At 69.3% G+C, this 17390-nt stretch carries 17 protein-coding genes; all 17 read left to right on the top strand.

The window, feature by feature from the left end; translation table 11 throughout:
• A partial coding sequence (locus tag AC1D1T_RS19820) for a pseudouridine synthase (protein ID WP_477992355.1) occupies positions 1–1773 on the top strand: 1773 nt, incomplete at its 5' end.
• Positions 1774–1832: 59 nt separating this feature from the next.
• On the top strand, positions 1833–2258 hold the full coding sequence (gene ndk / locus AC1D1T_RS19815; RefSeq protein WP_047502508.1) for a nucleoside-diphosphate kinase: 426 nt from the start codon (positions 1833–1835) through the stop codon (positions 2256–2258).
• 32 nt (positions 2259–2290) lie between these two features.
• Positions 2291–3448 carry a dual-specificity RNA methyltransferase RlmN gene (gene rlmN / locus AC1D1T_RS19810; protein WP_047502511.1) on the top strand — a complete coding sequence of 386 codons (1158 nt, stop codon included), beginning with the start codon at positions 2291–2293 and terminating at the stop codon, positions 3446–3448.
• On the top strand, positions 3445–4263 hold the full coding sequence (gene pilW / locus AC1D1T_RS19805; protein ID WP_477829156.1) for a type IV pilus biogenesis/stability protein PilW: 819 nt from the start codon (positions 3445–3447) through the stop codon (positions 4261–4263). Before rlmN ends, pilW begins: the two co-directional genes overlap by 4 nt.
• Complete coding sequence (locus AC1D1T_RS19800) at positions 4256–5224, top strand: helix-turn-helix domain-containing protein (RefSeq protein WP_477841212.1); 969 nt, start codon at positions 4256–4258, stop codon at positions 5222–5224. Before pilW ends, AC1D1T_RS19800 begins: the two co-directional genes overlap by 8 nt.
• Positions 5225–5227: 3 nt before the next feature.
• Positions 5228–6565, top strand: coding sequence for a flavodoxin-dependent (E)-4-hydroxy-3-methylbut-2-enyl-diphosphate synthase (gene ispG, locus AC1D1T_RS19795; RefSeq protein ID WP_477827913.1), 1338 nt, complete (start codon positions 5228–5230; stop codon positions 6563–6565).
• Positions 6566–6652: 87 nt separating this feature from the next.
• Positions 6653–7975: a histidine--tRNA ligase gene (gene hisS, locus AC1D1T_RS19790; RefSeq protein WP_477992354.1), complete on the top strand. Its 1323-nt coding sequence runs from the start codon at positions 6653–6655 to the stop codon at positions 7973–7975.
• Positions 7976–8008: 33 nt separating this feature from the next.
• Positions 8009–8689, top strand: coding sequence for a YfgM family protein (locus AC1D1T_RS19785; RefSeq protein WP_477992353.1), 681 nt, complete (start codon positions 8009–8011; stop codon positions 8687–8689).
• Positions 8686–9804: an outer membrane protein assembly factor BamB gene (gene bamB / locus AC1D1T_RS19780; RefSeq protein ID WP_477992352.1), complete on the top strand. Its 1119-nt coding sequence runs from the start codon at positions 8686–8688 to the stop codon at positions 9802–9804. The genes AC1D1T_RS19785 and bamB overlap by 4 nt, the downstream gene beginning before the upstream one ends.
• A 135-nt stretch (positions 9805–9939) precedes the next feature.
• Complete coding sequence (gene der, locus AC1D1T_RS19775) at positions 9940–11271, top strand: ribosome biogenesis GTPase Der (RefSeq protein WP_047502527.1); 1332 nt, start codon at positions 9940–9942, stop codon at positions 11269–11271.
• Between the two features lie 97 nt (positions 11272–11368).
• Positions 11369–11611 carry an RNA chaperone Hfq gene (gene hfq / locus AC1D1T_RS19770; RefSeq protein WP_047502530.1) on the top strand — a complete coding sequence of 81 codons (243 nt, stop codon included), beginning with the start codon at positions 11369–11371 and terminating at the stop codon, positions 11609–11611.
• Between the two features lie 55 nt (positions 11612–11666).
• Positions 11667–12908 (top strand): GTPase HflX, encoded by a 1242-nt coding sequence (hflX, locus tag AC1D1T_RS19765; protein ID WP_465112309.1) that lies wholly within the window; start codon positions 11667–11669, stop codon positions 12906–12908.
• A gap of 23 nt (positions 12909–12931) precedes the next feature.
• Positions 12932–14275, top strand: a complete 1344-nt coding sequence (gene hflK, locus AC1D1T_RS19760; protein ID WP_465112310.1) for an FtsH protease activity modulator HflK — start codon at positions 12932–12934, stop codon at positions 14273–14275.
• A gap of 33 nt (positions 14276–14308) precedes the next feature.
• Positions 14309–15235, top strand: a complete 927-nt coding sequence (gene hflC, locus AC1D1T_RS19755; protein ID WP_047502533.1) for a protease modulator HflC — start codon at positions 14309–14311, stop codon at positions 15233–15235.
• A 12-nt stretch (positions 15236–15247) separates the two neighbouring features.
• On the top strand, positions 15248–15436 hold the full coding sequence (locus tag AC1D1T_RS19750; protein WP_047502536.1) for a DUF2065 domain-containing protein: 189 nt from the start codon (positions 15248–15250) through the stop codon (positions 15434–15436).
• A 151-nt stretch (positions 15437–15587) separates the two neighbouring features.
• On the top strand, positions 15588–16754 hold the full coding sequence (locus AC1D1T_RS19745; RefSeq protein WP_477992351.1) for an ATP phosphoribosyltransferase regulatory subunit: 1167 nt from the start codon (positions 15588–15590) through the stop codon (positions 16752–16754).
• Between the two features lie 45 nt (positions 16755–16799).
• Positions 16800–17390 (top strand): adenylosuccinate synthetase (locus AC1D1T_RS19740; RefSeq protein WP_477992350.1); only part of this gene is annotated, 591 nt, incomplete at its 3' end.

Genomic DNA, 17390 nt, shown 5'->3' with positions numbered 1-17390 from the left:
GTCGACGAGAACGGCCAGCCGACCCGGGCGTCGCGCAATCGCCGCCGCGGCGGGCGCAAGGACCGCCGCCGCGACGAGGTCGTGCTCGGCGCGGCCGAGGCGCACCTGTCGACGCCGGTGATGCCCGACGCGAGCGACCTGTTCGCGACGGTGGTGTCCGGCGATTTCGACGTCGAGGTGCCGCAGCCCGAGGGCGCGCCGTCCACCGAGCCGGCGGCGCAATCGCTGTCTGCCGACGAGGCCGAGGGCGAAGGCGACGACCTGGACGCCGAGGATGAAGCCGCAGGCGACGCCGAGGCCGAATCCACCGCCGAGATCACCCCCGAGGAGGCCGCCGAACGCAAGCGCGTGCTGCAGGCCGACCCCGACGCGCCGAAGCTGCACAAGGTGCTGGCCCAGGCCGGCGTCGGCTCGCGCCGCGACATGGAGGACATGATCGCCGACGGCCGCGTCACGGTGAACGACCAGCCTGCCCACACCGGCCAGCGCATCTCGTTCGGCGACCGCATCAAGGTCGACGGCAAGCCGGTGCGCGTGCGCATCGTGCCGCCGGCGCCGCGCATCATCGCGTACCACAAGCCGGCCGGCGAGGTCGTCACGCACGACGACCCGCAGCACCGCCCCACCGTGTTCCGCCGCCTGCCGCGGCTGCAGCAGGGCAAGTGGCAGTCGGTCGGCCGCCTCGACCTGAACACCGAGGGCCTGCTGCTGTTCACGAACTCCGGCGAACTCGCCAACCAGCTGATGCATCCGCGCTTCGGCGTCGAGCGCGAGTACGCGGTGCGCGTGCTCGGCACGCTGGAGGAGGGCGACAAGACCAAGCTGCTGAACGGCGTGATGGTCGAGGGCCAGATCGCGGGCTTCAAGTCGATCGTCGACGGCGGCGGCGAGGGCGCGAACCACTGGTACCGCGTCGTCATCACCGAGGGCCGCAACCGCGAGGTGCGCAAGCTGTTCGACACGGTCGGGCTGACGGTGAGCCGGCTGATCCGCATCCGCTATGGCACCGTGGTGCTGCCGCGCGGGCTGAAGCGCGGCGTCTGGGTCGACCTCGAGGAAGGCGACGTGCGCACGATCCGCCGGCTGGCCGGCGGTGGCGAAGGCCAGCGGCGCGAAGGCAATCCGCAGCAGCCGCGCCAGGAGGGCCGCGGCGAGAGCCGTGGCAACGAAAATCGTGGCAACGACAACCGCGGCGGCAATGACCGCGGCCGTGGCAACAACAACGGCCAGAACAAGCCGCGCAACGAGCGCGACGCCCAGCGCCCGAACGACCGCCAGGACCGGGGGCCACGCGGCAACCGGGGCGGCGGCCAGAACCAGCCTCAGCAGCAGCCTCAACAGATGCCGGCCCAGGCGCGCGAGCGCCAGCCGGATGACTTCGACCGCGACGACGACGGCCTGGACTTCGATCCGTCCAAGATCCCGAATCCGCTGGAGCAGACCTTCGACAAGCGTTTCGTGCAGAAGCCGCGCACGCCTGCGGGCGGTGCCGGCTTCGGCCGCGGCGGCGGCGGCTTCGGCCCGGGCGGCAGTGCGCCGCCGCGGCCGAACCAGCCGAAGAAGGGCGGCGGGCCGCGCGAGCCGGATCCGCTGCAGACCTCGATGGGCTATCTCGGTGCCGATGCCTTCCACCGCCGTGGCGGCAAGGGGGGTGGCGGCCGCGGCGGCAACCGGGGCGGCGGCGGCGGTGGGTTCGGCGGGGGTGGTGGTGGCGGAGGAGGGGGTGGATATGGCGGCGGCGGTGGCGGCGGTGGTCGCCGCGGCGGCCGTTGAGCCCCCTTCAAGCGATACAATCCGAAGCTTTGCCAAGTGCTTGATTCAGGAGAAAAATCATGGCGATCGAACGTACTCTTTCCATCATCAAACCCGACGCCGTCGCGAAGAATGTGATCGGCCAGATCTATGCCCGCTTCGAAGGCGCAGGCCTGAAGGTCGTGGCCGCGCGGATGGCCCACCTGTCGCGCGGTGAAGCCGAAGCGTTCTACGCGGTGCACAAGGCCCGTCCGTTCTTCAAGGACCTGGTCGACTTCATGATCTCCGGCCCGGTGATGATCCAGGCGCTGGAAGGCGAGGGCGCGATCGCGAAGAACCGCGACCTGATGGGCGCCACCGACCCGAAGAAGGCCGAGAAGGGCACGATCCGCGCCGACTTCGCCGACAGCATCGACGCCAATGCGGTGCACGGCTCCGACGCCCCGGAAACGGCGGCTGTCGAGATCGCGTTCTTCTTCCCGGGCATGAACGTCTACTCGCGCTGAGCGAGTAACGTCCCCTCTCGACGGAGGCTGGCATGAGTCTCACCAACCTCCTCGAGTTCGACCTCGACGGGCTCGCTGCCTACTGCGAGCGGCTCGGCGAGAAGCGTTTTCGTGCGACCCAGCTGTTCCGCTGGATCCACCAGAAGGGCGCGTCGGATTTCAATGCGATGTCCGACCTCGCCAAATCCTTGCGCGACAAGCTGGCGGGCGTCGCCTGCGTCGCGCCGCTTGCGGTCGTCAGCGAGCAGGCCTCGACCGACGGCACCATCAAGTGGCTGTTCGACGTCGGCGGCGGCAATGCCGTCGAGACGGTGTTCATCCCCGAAGACGACCGCGGCACGCTGTGCGTGTCGTCGCAGGCCGGCTGTGCGGTCGGCTGCCGCTTCTGCTCGACCGGTCACCAGGGCTTCAGCCGCAACCTCACCACCGGCGAGATCGTCGCCCAGCTGTGGTTCGCCGAGCACCACCTGCGCCGCCGCCTGCACCTGGCCGCCGGCGAGCGCGCCATCACCAATGTCGTGATGATGGGCATGGGCGAGCCGCTGCAGAACTATTCGGCGCTGGTGCCGGCGCTGCGCGTGATGCTCGACGACCACGGCTACGGCCTGTCGCGCCGCCGCGTCACGGTGTCGACCTCGGGCGTCGTGCCGATGATCGACCGCCTGCGCGACGACTGCCCGGTCGCACTGGCCGTCTCGCTGCATGCGCCGGACGACGCGCTGCGCGACGACCTGGTGCCGCTGAATCGCAAATACCCGATCGCCGAGCTGCTCGAGGCCTGCAACCGCTACCTCGACAAGGCGCCGCGCGACTTCATCACCTTCGAGTACTGCATGCTCGACGGGGTGAACGACACGCCGGAGCACGCACGTGCGCTGGTGCGCATCAGCCAGGCGGTGTCGTGCAAGTTCAACCTGATCCCGTTCAACCCGTTCCCGCAGTCCGGCCTGAAGCGTTCGCCGCGCGAGCGCGTGAGCGCCTTCGCGCAGGTGCTGCAGGAAGCCGGCGTCGTGACGACCGTGCGCAAGACGCGCGGCGACGACATCGACGCCGCCTGCGGCCAGCTCGCCGGCGAGGTGCAGGACCGCACGCAGGCCCACAAGCGCATGACGCGTGCACCGATCCGCGTGCACCGCCCTGTCACCGAATCTGCAGACATCACATCACGCTCGAAGGAGGGCCGTTCATGACCTGGGGACGTCGTTGCTTGTCGATCACGCTGGCCTTTGCGGCTCTCTCTGCGTTGCTCGGAGGCTGTACCACCACGACCACCGTGAACGGAGTCGAGCAGGCGCCCCGCGACCGGACCACCGCGTCCGATGAAACCGAGGCCGGCAAGCGGGCGCGGGTGCGCATGGAGCTCGCGAGCGCGTATTTCGCGCGCGGCCAGATGACCACGGCGCTCGATGAAGTGAAGCTCGCGCTGCAGGCGCAGCCCAACATGACCGAGGGCTACAACCTGCGCGGCCTGATCTACGCCGGGCTGAACGACGATGTGATGGCGCAGGAAAGCTTCCGCCGCGCACTCGAGCTGAGCCCGCGCGACGGCGACACGCTGCACAACTACGGCTGGTACCTGTGCCAGCAGAAGCGCTTCGACGAAGCCTTCCCGCTGTTCGAGCAGGCGATGACGGCACCGCAGTACACCGGCAACGTCCGTTCTCTGCTGGCCAAGGGCGTGTGCCAGGCGCGCGCCGGCCAGTGGCCGGAGGCCGAGGCGACACTGCTGCGCGCCTACGAGCTCGATGCGGCCAACCCCGCGACCGGCGTCAACCTGGCCGAAGTGCTGCTGCGCCGCGGCGACCTGGATCGGGCGCGCTTCTACATCCGCCGCGTCAACTCGGTGGCCGATCAGTCGAGCGCGCAGACGCTGTGGCTGGCCGCGCGCATCGAGAACAAGCTCGGCAACCGGCAGGGCGTGGTCGACCTGGGGCGCCAGCTGCGCGACCGCTTCCCGCAATCGCGCGAATCGTCGGCGTTCGAACGGGGGCAGTTCGATGAGTGATCCGGTGCCGGCCGACCCCGAGGACGGCGCGTCCGCTGCCCAGGCGCCGGTGCAGCCCGCATCGACGCCCGCCGACCCGGTGACGGCGGGAACGCTGCTGCGCCAGGCCCGCCAGGCGCGCGGCCTGCACATCGCCGCGCTTGCGACCTCGATCAAGGTCGCGCCGCGCAAGCTCGAGTTGCTGGAAGCCGATCGCTTCGACGAACTGCCCGATGCCACGTTCACGCGCGCACTGGCGCAGACCGTCTGTCGCACGCTGAAGATCGATGCCGCACCGGTGCTTGCCCTGCTGCCGCAGCCGCAGGCGCACCGCCTCGACCACCTGAGCCAGGGCCTGAACGCGCCATTCCGCGACAAGCCGTTGGGCGGCGTGCCGACCGACCTGAGCTTCCTGAAGAACCCCGGCGTCATCGGCGCGCTGCTGCTGGCCCTCGCGGCCGCGGCGGTCTACCTGCTGCCCAGCGGCTGGATCGCGTCGAACCTGCCGCGCGTCTCCGAGGGCGCATCGGTACCGGCAACGCCGGCGCCGGCTGCTGCCGATGCCGGTGCGTCGGAGCCGTCGGCCCTGATGCCGCCGGTGTTGCCGCCGAACACGGTCGTCGAGACCGTCACCTTGCCCGCGGCTTCCGCACCTGCCATCGTGCCGGCCGTACCGTCGGTCGCGCCTTCCGCGATGGCGGCCCCGGCCCCGGCGTCGGCCCCGCCGGCCGCGGCGCCCCGTGCCACCTCCGGCGCGCTGCTGCTGAAGGCCACCGCCGAATCCTGGATCGAGGTGATCGACGGCCGCGGCACCGTGCTGGTGTCGCGTTCGCTGCAGCCCGGGGAATCCTTGGGCCTGGACGGGGCTTCCCCGCTTCACGTCAGAATCGGGAACGTTTCGGCCACCACGGTTACTTACCGGGGCCGCGCRGTGACCATGTCCCCCACGCGCGACAACATCGCCAAGTTCGATCTCGAGTAAGCCATGACCGCCATCTCTTCCCCGTCGGCCTCCCCCTCGGCCGCCCCGTCAGCCCTGCTGCTGGACGAGGAGTTCATCGAACCGGCCCGGCCGGTGCAGCGCACCACCGTCCAGGCGCAGGTGCGCTGGGGCGCACGTACCGTGACGATCGGCGGCGGCGCACCGGTGCGGGTGCAGTCGATGACCAACACCGACACGGTGCAGGTGATCGAGACGGCGATCCAGGTGAAGGAACTGGCGGTCGCCGGCTCCGAGATGGTGCGCATCACCGTCAACACGCCCGAGGCGGCCGCGGCGGTGCCGCACATCCGCGACCAGCTCGACCGCATGGGCATCGACGTGCCGCTGATCGGCGATTTCCACTACAACGGCCACAAGCTGCTCACCGAGCACCCGGCCTGCGCCGAGGCGCTGTCGAAGTACCGCATCAACCCCGGCAACGTCGGCAAGGGCGACAAGCGCGACAAGCAGTTCGCCCAGATGATCGAAGCCGCCGCGCGCCACGACAAGGTGGTGCGCATCGGCGTCAACTGGGGCAGCCTCGACCAGGAACTGCTCGCACAGATGATGGACGAGAACGGCCGCCGCGCCGAGCCGTTCGAGCCGCAGCAGATCATGTACCGCGCGATCATCACGTCGGCGATCGAATCGGCGAAGCGCGCCGAGGAGATCGGCCTGCGGCGCGAGCAGATCGTGCTGTCGTGCAAGATGTCCGGCGTGCAGGATCTCGTCAGCGTCTACCAGGCGCTCGCGAAGCGCTGCGACTACCCGCTGCACCTGGGGCTCACCGAGGCCGGCATGGGCACCAAGGGCACGGTGGCCTCGTCCACCGCGCTCGCGCTGCTGCTGCAGCAGGGCATCGGCGACACGATCCGCGTCTCGCTGACGCCGCAGCCCGGCGAGGCGCGCACGCAAGAGGTCGTGGTGGCGCTGGAGGTTCTGCAGTCGCTCGGCCTGCGCGCGTTCAACCCGAGCGTCACCGCCTGCCCCGGCTGTGGCCGCACGACCAGCACCACCTTCCAGGAACTGGCCAAGCAGATCGACGACTACCTGCGCGAGCAGATGCCGGTGTGGCGCGCCCGCTATCCGGGTGTCGAGTCGATGAAGGTCGCCGTGATGGGCTGCATCGTCAACGGCCCGGGCGAGAGCAAGCATGCCGACATCGGCATCAGCCTGCCGGGCAACGGCGAGGCGCCGGCCGCGCCGGTCTTCATCGACGGCGAGAAGGCGCTGACGCTGCGCGGCGAGCGCATCGCGCAGGAGTTCCAGACACTGGTCGAGGACTACATCGAGAAGCGCTTCGGCTCGGCCACCGCCCAGCATTCGACCGTGGCGGCCTGACGCGTTTCCCACGCGTTGCCGGTCGCCGCACCCGCATTGCCGCAGCCGCCTTCGGGGCGGCTTCCCGTCCATTGATCCAAGGTTTCCATGGCTGACACCAAGCAAGCCGCCCTCCAGGCCGTGAAGGGCATGAACGACATCCTGCCGGCCAGCGTGCCGCGCACCGAGAAACTGCCCGATGCCGGGCTGTGGCTGTGGTTCGAGACGACGGTGCGTTCGGTGCTGGCGCGCTACGGCTACCAGTACCTGCTGACCCCGATCGTCGAGCCGACCGCGCTGTTCGTGCGGGGCCTGGGCGAGGTCACCGACATCGTCGAGAAGGAGATGTATTCCTTCACCGATGCGATGAACGGCGACCGCCTGACGCTGCGCCCGGAAGCCACCGCGGGCATCGTGCGCGCGATGGTCGAGCACAACGCGTTGTACAACGGCCCGCTGCGCGTCTGGACGCTGGGCCCGATGTTCCGCCACGAGAAGCCGCAGAAGGGCCGCTACCGCCAGTTCCACCAGCTGGACGTCGAGGCGCTCGGTTTCGCGGGCCCCGACGTCGACGCCGAACTGATCCTGATGACGCGCCTGCTGTGGCGCGAACTCGGCCTGGTCGAGGGCGAGCACGTGCGGCTCGAGCTGAACAGCCTCGGCCAGCCCGACGAGCGGCGCGCGCACCGCGAGGCGCTGGTCGCGTACTTCGAGCAGCATGCCGCCGCGCTCGACGAAGACTCGAAGCGCCGCCTGCTCAGCAACCCGCTGCGCATCCTCGACAGCAAGAACCCGGCGATGCAATCGCTGATCGAGGCGGCGCCGAAGCTGATGGACTTCCTCGGCGAGGCCTCGCTCGCGCACTTCGACACCGTGCGCGCGATCCTCGACGCCGCCGGGCTGCCGTACCGCGTCAACCCGCGCCTGGTGCGCGGCATGGACTACTACAACCTCACCGTCTTCGAGTGGGTCACCGACCAGTTGGGCTCGCAGGGCACGGTGTGCGGCGGCGGCCGCTACGACGGCCTGATCGAGCAGCTGGGCGGCAAGCCGGCGCCGGCGGTGGGCTTCGGCCTCGGCATCGAGCGGCTGCTGCTGCTGATCCAGGCGCTGGAGCTGCCGGTGCCGAGCGCCGCGCCGCGCGCCTACGCGGTGCTGATGTCGCCGGCGGTGCTGCCGCAGGCCATGGTGACGCTGCAGGCGCTGCGCGCGGCCGGCGTGTCGGTGCAGATGCACGCCGGCGGTGGCGGCATGAAGGCGCAGTTCAAGAAGGCCGACGCGAGCGGCGCCGCCTGGGCGCTGATCTTCGGCGAATCGGAGCTGGCGGCCGGCGAGGTGGCGCTGAAATCATTGCGTGACCCGGCTGTCACACAACGCAACTTGTCGCTCTCGGGCGTATCCGAGTGGGCGGCTGAACTGCGCAACGCATAATCCCGGCTTCGTCCGAAATTTCCAACGATCCCCATGGCCACCCACCTCGACCTCGAAGAACAAGAACAGATCGACCAGCTGAAGGCGTTCTGGAACCAGTACGGCAACCTGATCACCTGGGTGCTGATCCTGGCGCTGGGGGGCTTTGCGGCCTGGAACGGCTGGACGTACTACCAACGCGAGCAGTCGGCCAAGGCCGGCATGCTGTTCGACGAACTCGGCAAGGCCGTGACGGCAGGCAACACCGACCAGGCCGGCCGCATCTTCGGCGAGATGAAGGAGCGCTTCCCGCGCACCGCCTTCGCGCAGCAGGCCGCGCTGCTCGCCGCCAAGCTGCAGTTCGAGAAGGGCCAGGCCGACGCCGCCCGCGCGAGCCTGACCTGGGCCAGCGAGAACGCGACCGAAGCCGAGTACCAGACGATCGCGCGCCTGCGCCTGGCCGGCCTGCTGCTCGACCAGAAGAAGTACGACGAGGCGCTGAAGGCGCTGGACGCCGCCACCTCGGCCGGTTTCGAAGGCCTGGTGGCCGACCGCCGCGGTGACGTGCTGCTGGCGCAGGGCAAGGCCGACGAGGCGAAGACCGCCTACAACCAGGCCTGGAAGAGCTTCGACAGCACGGTCGAGTACCGCCAGCTGGTCGAGGCCAAGCTGACGGCACTCGGCGCCGCACCGGCGGCCAGCGCTGCGGCCTCTGCCGTGGTGAGCACCCCATGAAGGGACTGACGCGCCTCGCGCTGGCGCTGATGGTCGCGGCGCTGGCCGCCTGCGCGAGCAAATCCACCCGGCCCGGCCCGACGGTGCTCGAGGAACTGACGCCGACGATCGCCGGGCGCCAGGTCTGGACGCAATCGATCGGCACGCTGAAATTCCCGCTGTCCATCGTGGCGGCCGGCGGCAACTTCATCGGCGCCAGCGATGACGGCACGGTCTACGCCTGGCGTGCCGACACCGGCCAGGAAGTCTGGCGCGGCCAGGCCGATGGCCGGCTCAGCGCCGGCGTCGGAAGCGACGGCCGCTTCGTGAGCGTCGTGACCCGCGACAACCAGCTGGTCACGCTGGATGCCGGCAAGGAGATCTGGCGCAAGCAGCTGCCGGCGCGCGTCAGCAGCGCGCCGCTGGTGGCCGGCGAACGCGTCTTCGTGATGAGTGTCGACCGCGTGGTGCAGGCCTTCGACGCGATCGACGGCCGCAAGCTGTGGAGCTTCCAGCGCCCGGGCGATGCGCTGACGCTGTCGCAGCCGGGCGTCGTGATGGCGTTCAAGGACACGCTGCTGGTCGGGCAGGGTGCCAAGCTCACCGGGCTCGACCCGCTGCGCGGCACCGTGCGCTGGGAGGTGTCGCTGGCCTCACCGCGCGGCACCAACGAGATCGAGCGCCTGGCCGACCTGGTCGCGCCGGCCGCACGCGTCGGCGACAGCGTCTGCGCGCGCGCCTTCCAGGCGGCTGTCGCCTGCGTCAATGCCGAGCGCGGCAGCCTCGCGTGGACGCGCAATGTCGGCGGCCTGCAGGGTGTCGCGGCCGACGCGGACGTGACCGTCGCGGCCGATGCCAGCGACCGCATCACCGCGTGGCGCACCGCCAGCGGCGAGGTGGCGTGGAGCGTCGAGAAGCTGCTGTACCGCAACCTGTCGTCGCCGCTGATCGTCAACAAGATGGCCGTGTTCGGCGATGTCGAGGGCTATGTGCACTGGCTCTCGACCGCCGACGGCAGCTTCAAGCTGCGCCTGCCGACCGATGGCAGCCCGGTGGTCGGCACGCCGGTGCTGAGCGGCACCACGCTGCTGGTCACGACGCACAACGGCGGCCTGTTCGCCTTCCGCCCCGAGTGAAATGACGACCACCCCCGGAGGCGCTTCGCGCCACCCCCTCAAGGGGGCGCCACCAGTGGCCCGGCAGAGCCGGCTCCACGGTGGCCGCTGGATCGAGCTGCCGTCGCACACTGCGGCGATGTTGAGGGATTTGAAATGAAACCTGTGATCGCGGTCGTCGGCCGCCCCAACGTGGGCAAGTCGACCCTGTTCAACAGGATGACCAAGAGCCGCGACGCGATCGTCGCGGACTTCGCCGGCCTCACGCGCGACCGCCACTACGGCGACGGCCGCCTGGGCGACCGCGAGTTCATCGTCGTCGACACCGGCGGCTTCGAGCCCGACAGCACCACCGGCATCGTCAAGGAGATGGCCAAGCAGACGCGCCAGGCCGTCGCCGAGGCCGATGCGGTGATCTTCGTCGTCGACGTGCGCGCCGGTGTGTCGGCGCACGACCACGACATCGCCCGCTACCTGCGCTCGGTCAACAAGAAGGTGCTGCTGGCCGTCAACAAGGCCGAGGGCATGGTCGACTCGCCGCTGCTGGGCGAGTTCTACGAGCTCGGCATGGGCGAGCCGCACCCGATCTCGTCGGCGCACGGCCAGGGCATCCGCAGCCTGACCGAGGCCGCGCTGGAAGACTTCCCGTTCGACGAAGAGCCCGAGGAGCCGGAAGAGGGTGCGCCGATCCGCCTGGCTGTCGCCGGCCGGCCGAACGTCGGCAAGTCGACGCTGATCAACACCTGGCTCGGCGAGGAGCGCCTGGTGGCGTTCGACCAGCCGGGCACGACGCGCGACGCGATCACCGTGCCGTTCGAGCGCCACGGGCAGAAGTTCGAGCTGATCGACACCGCCGGGCTGCGCCGCAAGGGCAAGGTGTTCGAGGCGATCGAGAAGTTCTCGGTCGTCAAGACGCTGCAGGCCATCGCCGACGCGAACGTCGTGCTGCTGCTGCTCGACGCGACCCAGGGCGTGACCGACCAGGATGCGCACATCGCCGGCTACATCCTCGAGAGCGGCCGCGCGGTGGTGGTGGCCGTCAACAAGTGGGATGCCATCGACGACTACCAGAAGCAGACGCTCGAGCGCTCGATCGAGCAGCGTCTCGCATTCCTGAAGTTCGCACCGGTGCTGCGCATCTCGGCCATCAAGCGGCAGGGGCTCGGCCCGGTCTGGCAGGGCATAGCCGATGCGCATGCGTCGGCCACCCGCAAGATGACGACGCCGGTGCTGACACGGCTGCTGCACGAGGCGGTGGAGTTCCAGACGCCCAAGCGCGCCGGCGCCTTCCGCCCGAAGCTGCGCTACGCCCACCAGGGCGGCATGAACCCGCCGGTGATCGTGATCCACGGCAACTCGCTCGAGCACGTGACCGACGTGTACAAGCGCTTCCTCGAAGGGCGCTTCCGGGCGCACTTCAAGCTGGTCGGCACCCCGCTGCGCATCGAGATGCGCTCGTCGAGCAACCCGTTCGCCGACAAAGAGTGACCGACAAAGATTGCTTCATTTGGCCCGCCATGCTGCGATGCAGCGCGGCGCTGTGTTAACGTGACGACCTCCATCACTTTCCATCACGGAGCATATCGTGAGCAATAAAGGGCAGCTTCTACAAGACCCGTTTCTGAACCTGCTTCGCAAAGAGCATGTTCCGGTGTCGATCTACCTCGTGAACGGCATCAAACTGCAGGGCCACATCGAATCTTTCGATCAGTACGTCGTCCTGCTGCGCAACACCGTGACGCAAATGGTCTACAAGCACGCGATCTCGACCGTCGTGCCCGGCCGCGCGGTGAACTTCCACGCCGCCGAGGCGCCGGAGCAGACCTGAGACCGCTGAGGTCGCCCGGGTGGGTGCGCCACCAACTTCCGAGGCGGCGTCCCGCATGAGCGCTGCTGGCTCCAACGCCGCGGCGCAGGCTGCGTTGCCGCGCGCCATCCTGGTGGGCGTCGATTTCGGCGGCGGTTCGCACGGTGGTTCGCATTTCGATGCGAGCCTCGATGAACTCGCGCTGCTGGCCGAGTCGGCCGGCGACCTGCCGGTGGCACGCGTCACGGCGCGGCGCAAGTCGCCCGACCCGGCGCTGTTCGTCGGTTCCGGCAAGGCCGACGAGATCAAGGCCCTGGTGCTCGGCCACCAGGCCGAAGCGGTGCTGTTCGACCAGGCCTTGTCGCCGGCACAGCAGCGCAACCTCGAGCGCCACCTGGGCGTGGCCGTCGCCGACCGCACGATGCTGATCCTCGAGATCTTCGCCGCCCGGGCGCAGAGCCACGAGGGCAAGCTGCAGGTCGAACTCGCGCGGCTGCAGTACCTGTCGACACGCCTGGTGCGCCGCTGGAGCCACCTGGAGCGCCAGCGCGGCGGCATCGGCAACCGCGGCGGCCCCGGCGAGGCGCAGATCGAACTCGACCGCCGCATGATCGGCGAGCGCATCAAGTCCGTGAAGGAGCGGCTGGTGCGCGTGAAGAAGCAGCGCAACACGCAACGCCGCTCGCGCGAGCGCAGCGGCACTTTCCGCGTCTCGCTGGTGGGCTACACGAACGCCGGCAAGTCGACGCTGTTCAATGCGCTCGTGAAGGCGAAGAGCTATTCGGCCGACCAGCTGTTCGCGACGCTCGACACCACCACGCGCCAGCTCTACCTCGAAGACATCAGCCGCTCGGCCGCGCTCTCGGACACCGTCGGTTTCATCCGCGACCTGCCGCACAAGCTGGTCGAGGCCTTCGAGGCGACGCTGCAGGAGGCGGCCGACGCCGACCTGCTGTTGCACGTGGTCGATGCCGCGAGCCCGGTGCTGGCCGAGCAGATGGCCGAGGTGCAGCGCGTGCTGGGCGACATCGGCGCGGCCGACATCCAGCAGGTGCTGGTCTACAACAAGCTCGACAAGCTCGAATTCGCGCAGCACCCCCGCTATCACGCCGACGTGCTGGAACTTGAAGGCGGCGTGCGAGTCCCACGCGTCTTCGTCAGCGCGCTCGACGGCCGCGGCCTGCCGGAACTGCGCCGCATCCTGTCGGCCGCGGTGGCCGGCACGCTGCAGGACGACTTGAACGCCATGCATTCATCCTCAACTCCGCCGTTGGCGTATCCCTCGGATCCGTCCGAGCTGCCCGACGCCGCAGCGTGAGCCCGAATCCTCTGCACACCCACATGACCATGAGCTCCAACCCAGTTCTGCCTGCCGCCGGCCCCGCCTCGCAGGTTCGTGACGTGGCCCATGCAGCCAAGGCCTTGCTGTCCGGTCTGGGCGGCGCGGCCTTCGCCAGCCTGCGCGGTGCGCGCTCCGGCGTCCAGGCCCCGGTGCTGAACAGCGGCGGCCGCGGCGACGGCCCGCCCGACCTCGACGAGCTGTGGCGTGATTTCAACCGCAAGCTGAGCGGCCTGTTCGGCGGCAAGGGCGGACAGCGCTCGAACGGCTCGGGCGGCGGCAGCGGTGGCAATGGCGGCGGCCCCGACATGCGCAGCGCCGGCATCGGCATCGGCCTGATCGCCGGCGTGGTCGTGCTGATCTGGGCCTTCAGCGGCTTCTTCATCGTGCAGGAAGGCCAGCAGGCGGTCATCACCTCGTTCGGCAAGTACAGTCACACGGTCGACGCCGGCTTCACCTGGCGCTTCCCGTACCCGTTCCAGGCCCACGAGACGGTGCCGGTCACGCAGCTGCGCACCAAGGAGATCGGCCGCAGCAACGTGGTGCAGGCCACCGGGCTGCGCGATTCGTCGATGCTGACGCAGGACGAGAACATCATCGACATCCGCTTCAGCGTGCAGTACCGGCTGAAGGATGCGCGCTCGTACCTGTACGAGAACCGCAACCCCGATGACATCGTCGTCGAGCAGGCCGCCGAATCGGCGGTGCGCGAGATCGTCGGCAAGGCGAACATGGACTCGGTGCTGTACGAGCAGCGCGATGCGATCGCGATCGATCTCGTCAAGTCGATCCAGACCCAGCTCGACCGGCTGCGCACCGGCATCCTGATCGTCAACGTCAACGTGCAGAGCGTGCAGGCGCCCGAGCAGGTGCAGACCGCGTTCGACGATGCGTTCCGCGCCGGTGCCGACCGCGAGCGCGCGAAGAACGAGGCGCAGGCCTATGCGAACGACGTGATCCCGAAGGCGCAAGGCACGGCTGCACGGCTGCGCGAGGAGTCCGAGGCCTACAAGGCCCGCGTCGTCGCGACGGCCGAGGGTGATGCGCAACGCTTCAACCAGGTGTTCACCGAGTACCAGAAGGCGCCCGGGGTCACGCGCGACCGCATGTACATCGACACGATGCGGCAGGTCTATTCGAGCGTCAGCAAGGTGATGGTCGACACGCGCGACAACTCCAACCTGCTGTACCTGCCGCTCGACAAGCTGATGCAGCAGGTCGGCAGTGCCGTGCCGGCCACCACGGCGCCGGCCACCACGCCCACCGAGGCCCCGGCCGGCACCCCGGGCAGCGTCGACATCCGCTCGCGCGACGGCCAGCGCAGCCGCGACCGCGACGGCCGCTGATCCCACGGCGAAGAGAACCGCAGAAAGCTCACCATGAATCGACTCGCCATGCTCGTCGCCGGTGCCCTGGTGGCACTGATGCTGCTGTCCTCCGTCCTGTTCATCGTCGACCAGCGCCAGTTCGCGGTCATCTATGCACTGGGCGAGATCAAGGAAGTCATCTCCGAACCGGGCCTGAAGGCGAAGCTGCCGCCGCCGCTGCAGAACGTGGTCTTCCTCGACCGCCGCGTGCAGACGCTGGACAGCCCCGAGACGCGCCCGATCTTCACCGCCGAGAAGAAGAGCCTGGTCATCGACTGGCTGGTCAAGTGGCGCGTGATCGATCCGAAGCAGTTCATCCGCAACAACGGCACCGACATGCGCAATGTCGAGAACCGCCTGAGCCCGATCGTGCAGGCCGCCTTCAACGAAGAGGTGACCAAGCGCACGGTGCAGGCGATGCTCGCGACCGACCGCGACCGCGTGATGCAGGGTGTGCGGGTGCGCCTGACCGACGAGGCGAAGGCCTTCGGCATCGAGATCATCGACGTGCGGATCAAGCGCGTCGACTTCTCGGCCAACGTGACCAGCTCGGTCTACAGCCGCATGGAATCCGAGCGCAAGCGCGTGGCCAACGAGCTGCGTTCGACCGGTGCGGCCGAAGGCGAGAAGATCCGCGCCGATGCCGACCGCCAGCGCGAGGTGATCGTCGCCGAGGCGTACCGCGATGCACAGAAGGTGCAGGGCGATGGCGATGCGAAGGCGTCGGCGATCTATGCCGAGTCGTTCGGCCGCGATCCGCAGTTCGCCCAGTTCTACCGCAGCCTCGAGGCCTACCGCGCAACCTTCCGCAGCAAGTCCGACGTGATGGTGGTCGATCCGTCGGGCGAGTTCTTCAAGGCGATGCGCGGCCCCGGGCGCGAGTCCGCCGCGGCGCCGGCGCGCGTCAAGAAGCACGCCGCCTCTGCTGCCGCCGAGTGACCTGCGCGATTCATGTCGGACACCCTGCTGGCCGCGCTGGCGTTGATGCTGGTGCTGGAGGGCGTACTGCCGTTCATCAGCCCGGGCGCCTGGCGGCGGGTGTTCGAGCGAGCGACCCGGCTGTCTGACGGCCAGATCCGGTTCATCGGGTTGAGCAGCATGCTGGCCGGACTCATCGCGCTCTACTTCTGTCTGGGCTGAACGCGGCGTCGGCAGGCGTGGATCCAACGGCCACCGTGGATCCGGCTCCGCCGGTCCAGTGGTGGCGCCCCCTCGAGGGGGAGGCGCGTCAGCGCCTCGGGGGTGGGTCATCCCCCCGGTACAATCTCGTTTTTAATACCCGGTGATTCACATGTCGTCTGCTTGGCTCCTGCCCGAGCACATCGCCGACGTCCTGCCTGCGCAGGCGCGGCGCATCGAGGATCTGCGTCGAGACCTGCTCGACGGGGCTCGCAGCTACGGCTTCGAACTGGTGATGCCGCCGCTGCTGGAGCACATCGAATCGCTGCTGTCCGGCACCGGCCGTGAACTCGACCTGAAGACCTTCAAGCTGATCGACCAGCTCAGCGGCCGCACGATCGGCGTGCGCGCCGACACCACGCCGCAGGTCGCGCGCATCGATGCGCACCTGCTGAACCGCCAGGGCGTGGCCCGGCTGTGCTACTGCGGGCCGGTGCTGCACACCCGCCCGGCCGGCCTGCACGTGACGCGCGAGCCGCTGCAGTTCGGTGCCGAGATCTATGGCCACCGTGGCCTCGAGGCCGACCTTGAAGTCCAGGAACTCGCGCTCGACCTGCTGCAGCGCGCCGGTGCGAACCAGCTGACGCTCGACATGGGCGACGCACGCATCGTGCGGGCGCTGCTGGCCGGCAGCGGCCTGCCGGCGTCGGCGGTGGCCGCGCTGTATGCCGCGCTGGCCGCGAAGGACCAACCCAGCGTGGTCGAGCTCACGGCGTCGTTGCCCGAGCCGTCGCGCAGCGGCCTGCTGGCGCTGCTGCGGCTGTATGGCGGCGAAGAGGTGCTGGCGGCAGCCCGCACGCAATTGCCCGCGCTGCCGCTGATCACCGCGGCGCTCGACGACCTGCAGTGGCTCACGCAGCACCTGAAGCAGGCCCACGCCGGCGTGCGCATCGGCTTCGACCTGGCCGACCTGGGCGGCTACGACTACTACAGCGGCGCGCGCTTCGCGGTGTATGCCGCCGGCTCCAGCGATGCGGTGGCGCGCGGCGGCCGCTACGACGAGGTCGGCGCGGTGTTCGGCCGCACGCGGCCCGCAGTCGGCTTCAGCCTGATCGACCTGAAGGAGCTGGTGCTGATCGCGCCGCCGCGGGCGATGCGGGCGGCGATCCGTGCACCCTGKGGCGAGGATGCCTCGCTGCGCGCCGCGATCCGGCAACTGAGGGAGCAGGGCGAGTCGGTCGTCTGCATCCTGCCGGGGCATGAACACGAAGGCCAGGAATTCGACTGCGACCGCGAGCTGGTCGCGCAGGCCGGCCAGTGGCAGGTGCGAGCGCTCTGACGCCGCCTGCCGATCCACCCATTCGAGACATTGGACAGGACAGACATGGAACAGACACGCGGCGGCCACAACGTGGTCGTGGTCGGCACCCAGTGGGGTGACGAAGGCAAGGGCAAGGTGGTGGACTGGCTGACCGACCACGCGCAGGCGGTGGTGCGCTTCCAGGGCGGCCACAACGCCGGCCACACGCTGGTGATCAAGGGCGTGAAGACGGCGCTGCAGCTGATCCCGTCGGGCATCATGCGCGAGGGCGTGGCCTGCTACATCGGCAATGGCGTGGTCGTCGATCCGGTGCACCTGCTCGGCGAGATCGAGCGCCTGGAGGCCATCGGGCTCGAGGTGCGTTCGCGCCTGTTCATCAGCGAATCCTGCCCGCTGATCCTGCCGTTCCACGTCGAGGTCGACAAGGCGCGCGAGGCGCTGCGCGAGACCAGCGGCGCCGGCAAGATCGGCACCACCGGCAAGGGGATCGGGCCGGCGTATGAAGACAAGGTGGCACGCCGCGCGCTGCGCGTGCAGGACCTGAAGCATCCGGAGCGCTTCGCGAAGAAGCTGCGCGAGCTGCTGGAGCTGCACAACTTCGCGCTGGGCGGCTACCTGAAGTCGAAGCCGCTGGAGTTCCAGCCGATCTTCGAC

The sequence above is a fragment of the Rhizobacter sp. P2_H3 genome (genome assembly GCF_056403355.1).
The sequence above is the reverse complement of the archived record's forward strand: the minus strand, read 5'-3'. Positions and strand labels throughout refer to the sequence as shown.

Coding starts and splice junctions, on each gene's coding strand:
- ndk (WP_047502508.1), top strand. CDS start 1,833: ATGGCGATCGAACGTACTCTTTCCATCATCAAACCCGACGCCGTCGCG.
- rlmN (WP_047502511.1), top strand. CDS start 2,291: ATGAGTCTCACCAACCTCCTCGAGTTCGACCTCGACGGGCTCGCTGCC.
- pilW (WP_477829156.1), top strand. CDS start 3,445: ATGACCTGGGGACGTCGTTGCTTGTCGATCACGCTGGCCTTTGCGGCT.
- ispG (WP_477827913.1), top strand. CDS start 5,228: ATGACCGCCATCTCTTCCCCGTCGGCCTCCCCCTCGGCCGCCCCGTCA.
- hisS (WP_477992354.1), top strand. CDS start 6,653: ATGGCTGACACCAAGCAAGCCGCCCTCCAGGCCGTGAAGGGCATGAAC.
- AC1D1T_RS19785 (WP_477992353.1), top strand. CDS start 8,009: ATGGCCACCCACCTCGACCTCGAAGAACAAGAACAGATCGACCAGCTG.
- bamB (WP_477992352.1), top strand. CDS start 8,686: ATGAAGGGACTGACGCGCCTCGCGCTGGCGCTGATGGTCGCGGCGCTG.
- der (WP_047502527.1), top strand. CDS start 9,940: ATGAAACCTGTGATCGCGGTCGTCGGCCGCCCCAACGTGGGCAAGTCG.
- hflX (WP_465112309.1), top strand. CDS start 11,667: ATGAGCGCTGCTGGCTCCAACGCCGCGGCGCAGGCTGCGTTGCCGCGC.
- hflK (WP_465112310.1), top strand. CDS start 12,932: ATGACCATGAGCTCCAACCCAGTTCTGCCTGCCGCCGGCCCCGCCTCG.
- hflC (WP_047502533.1), top strand. CDS start 14,309: ATGAATCGACTCGCCATGCTCGTCGCCGGTGCCCTGGTGGCACTGATG.
- AC1D1T_RS19750 (WP_047502536.1), top strand. CDS start 15,248: ATGTCGGACACCCTGCTGGCCGCGCTGGCGTTGATGCTGGTGCTGGAG.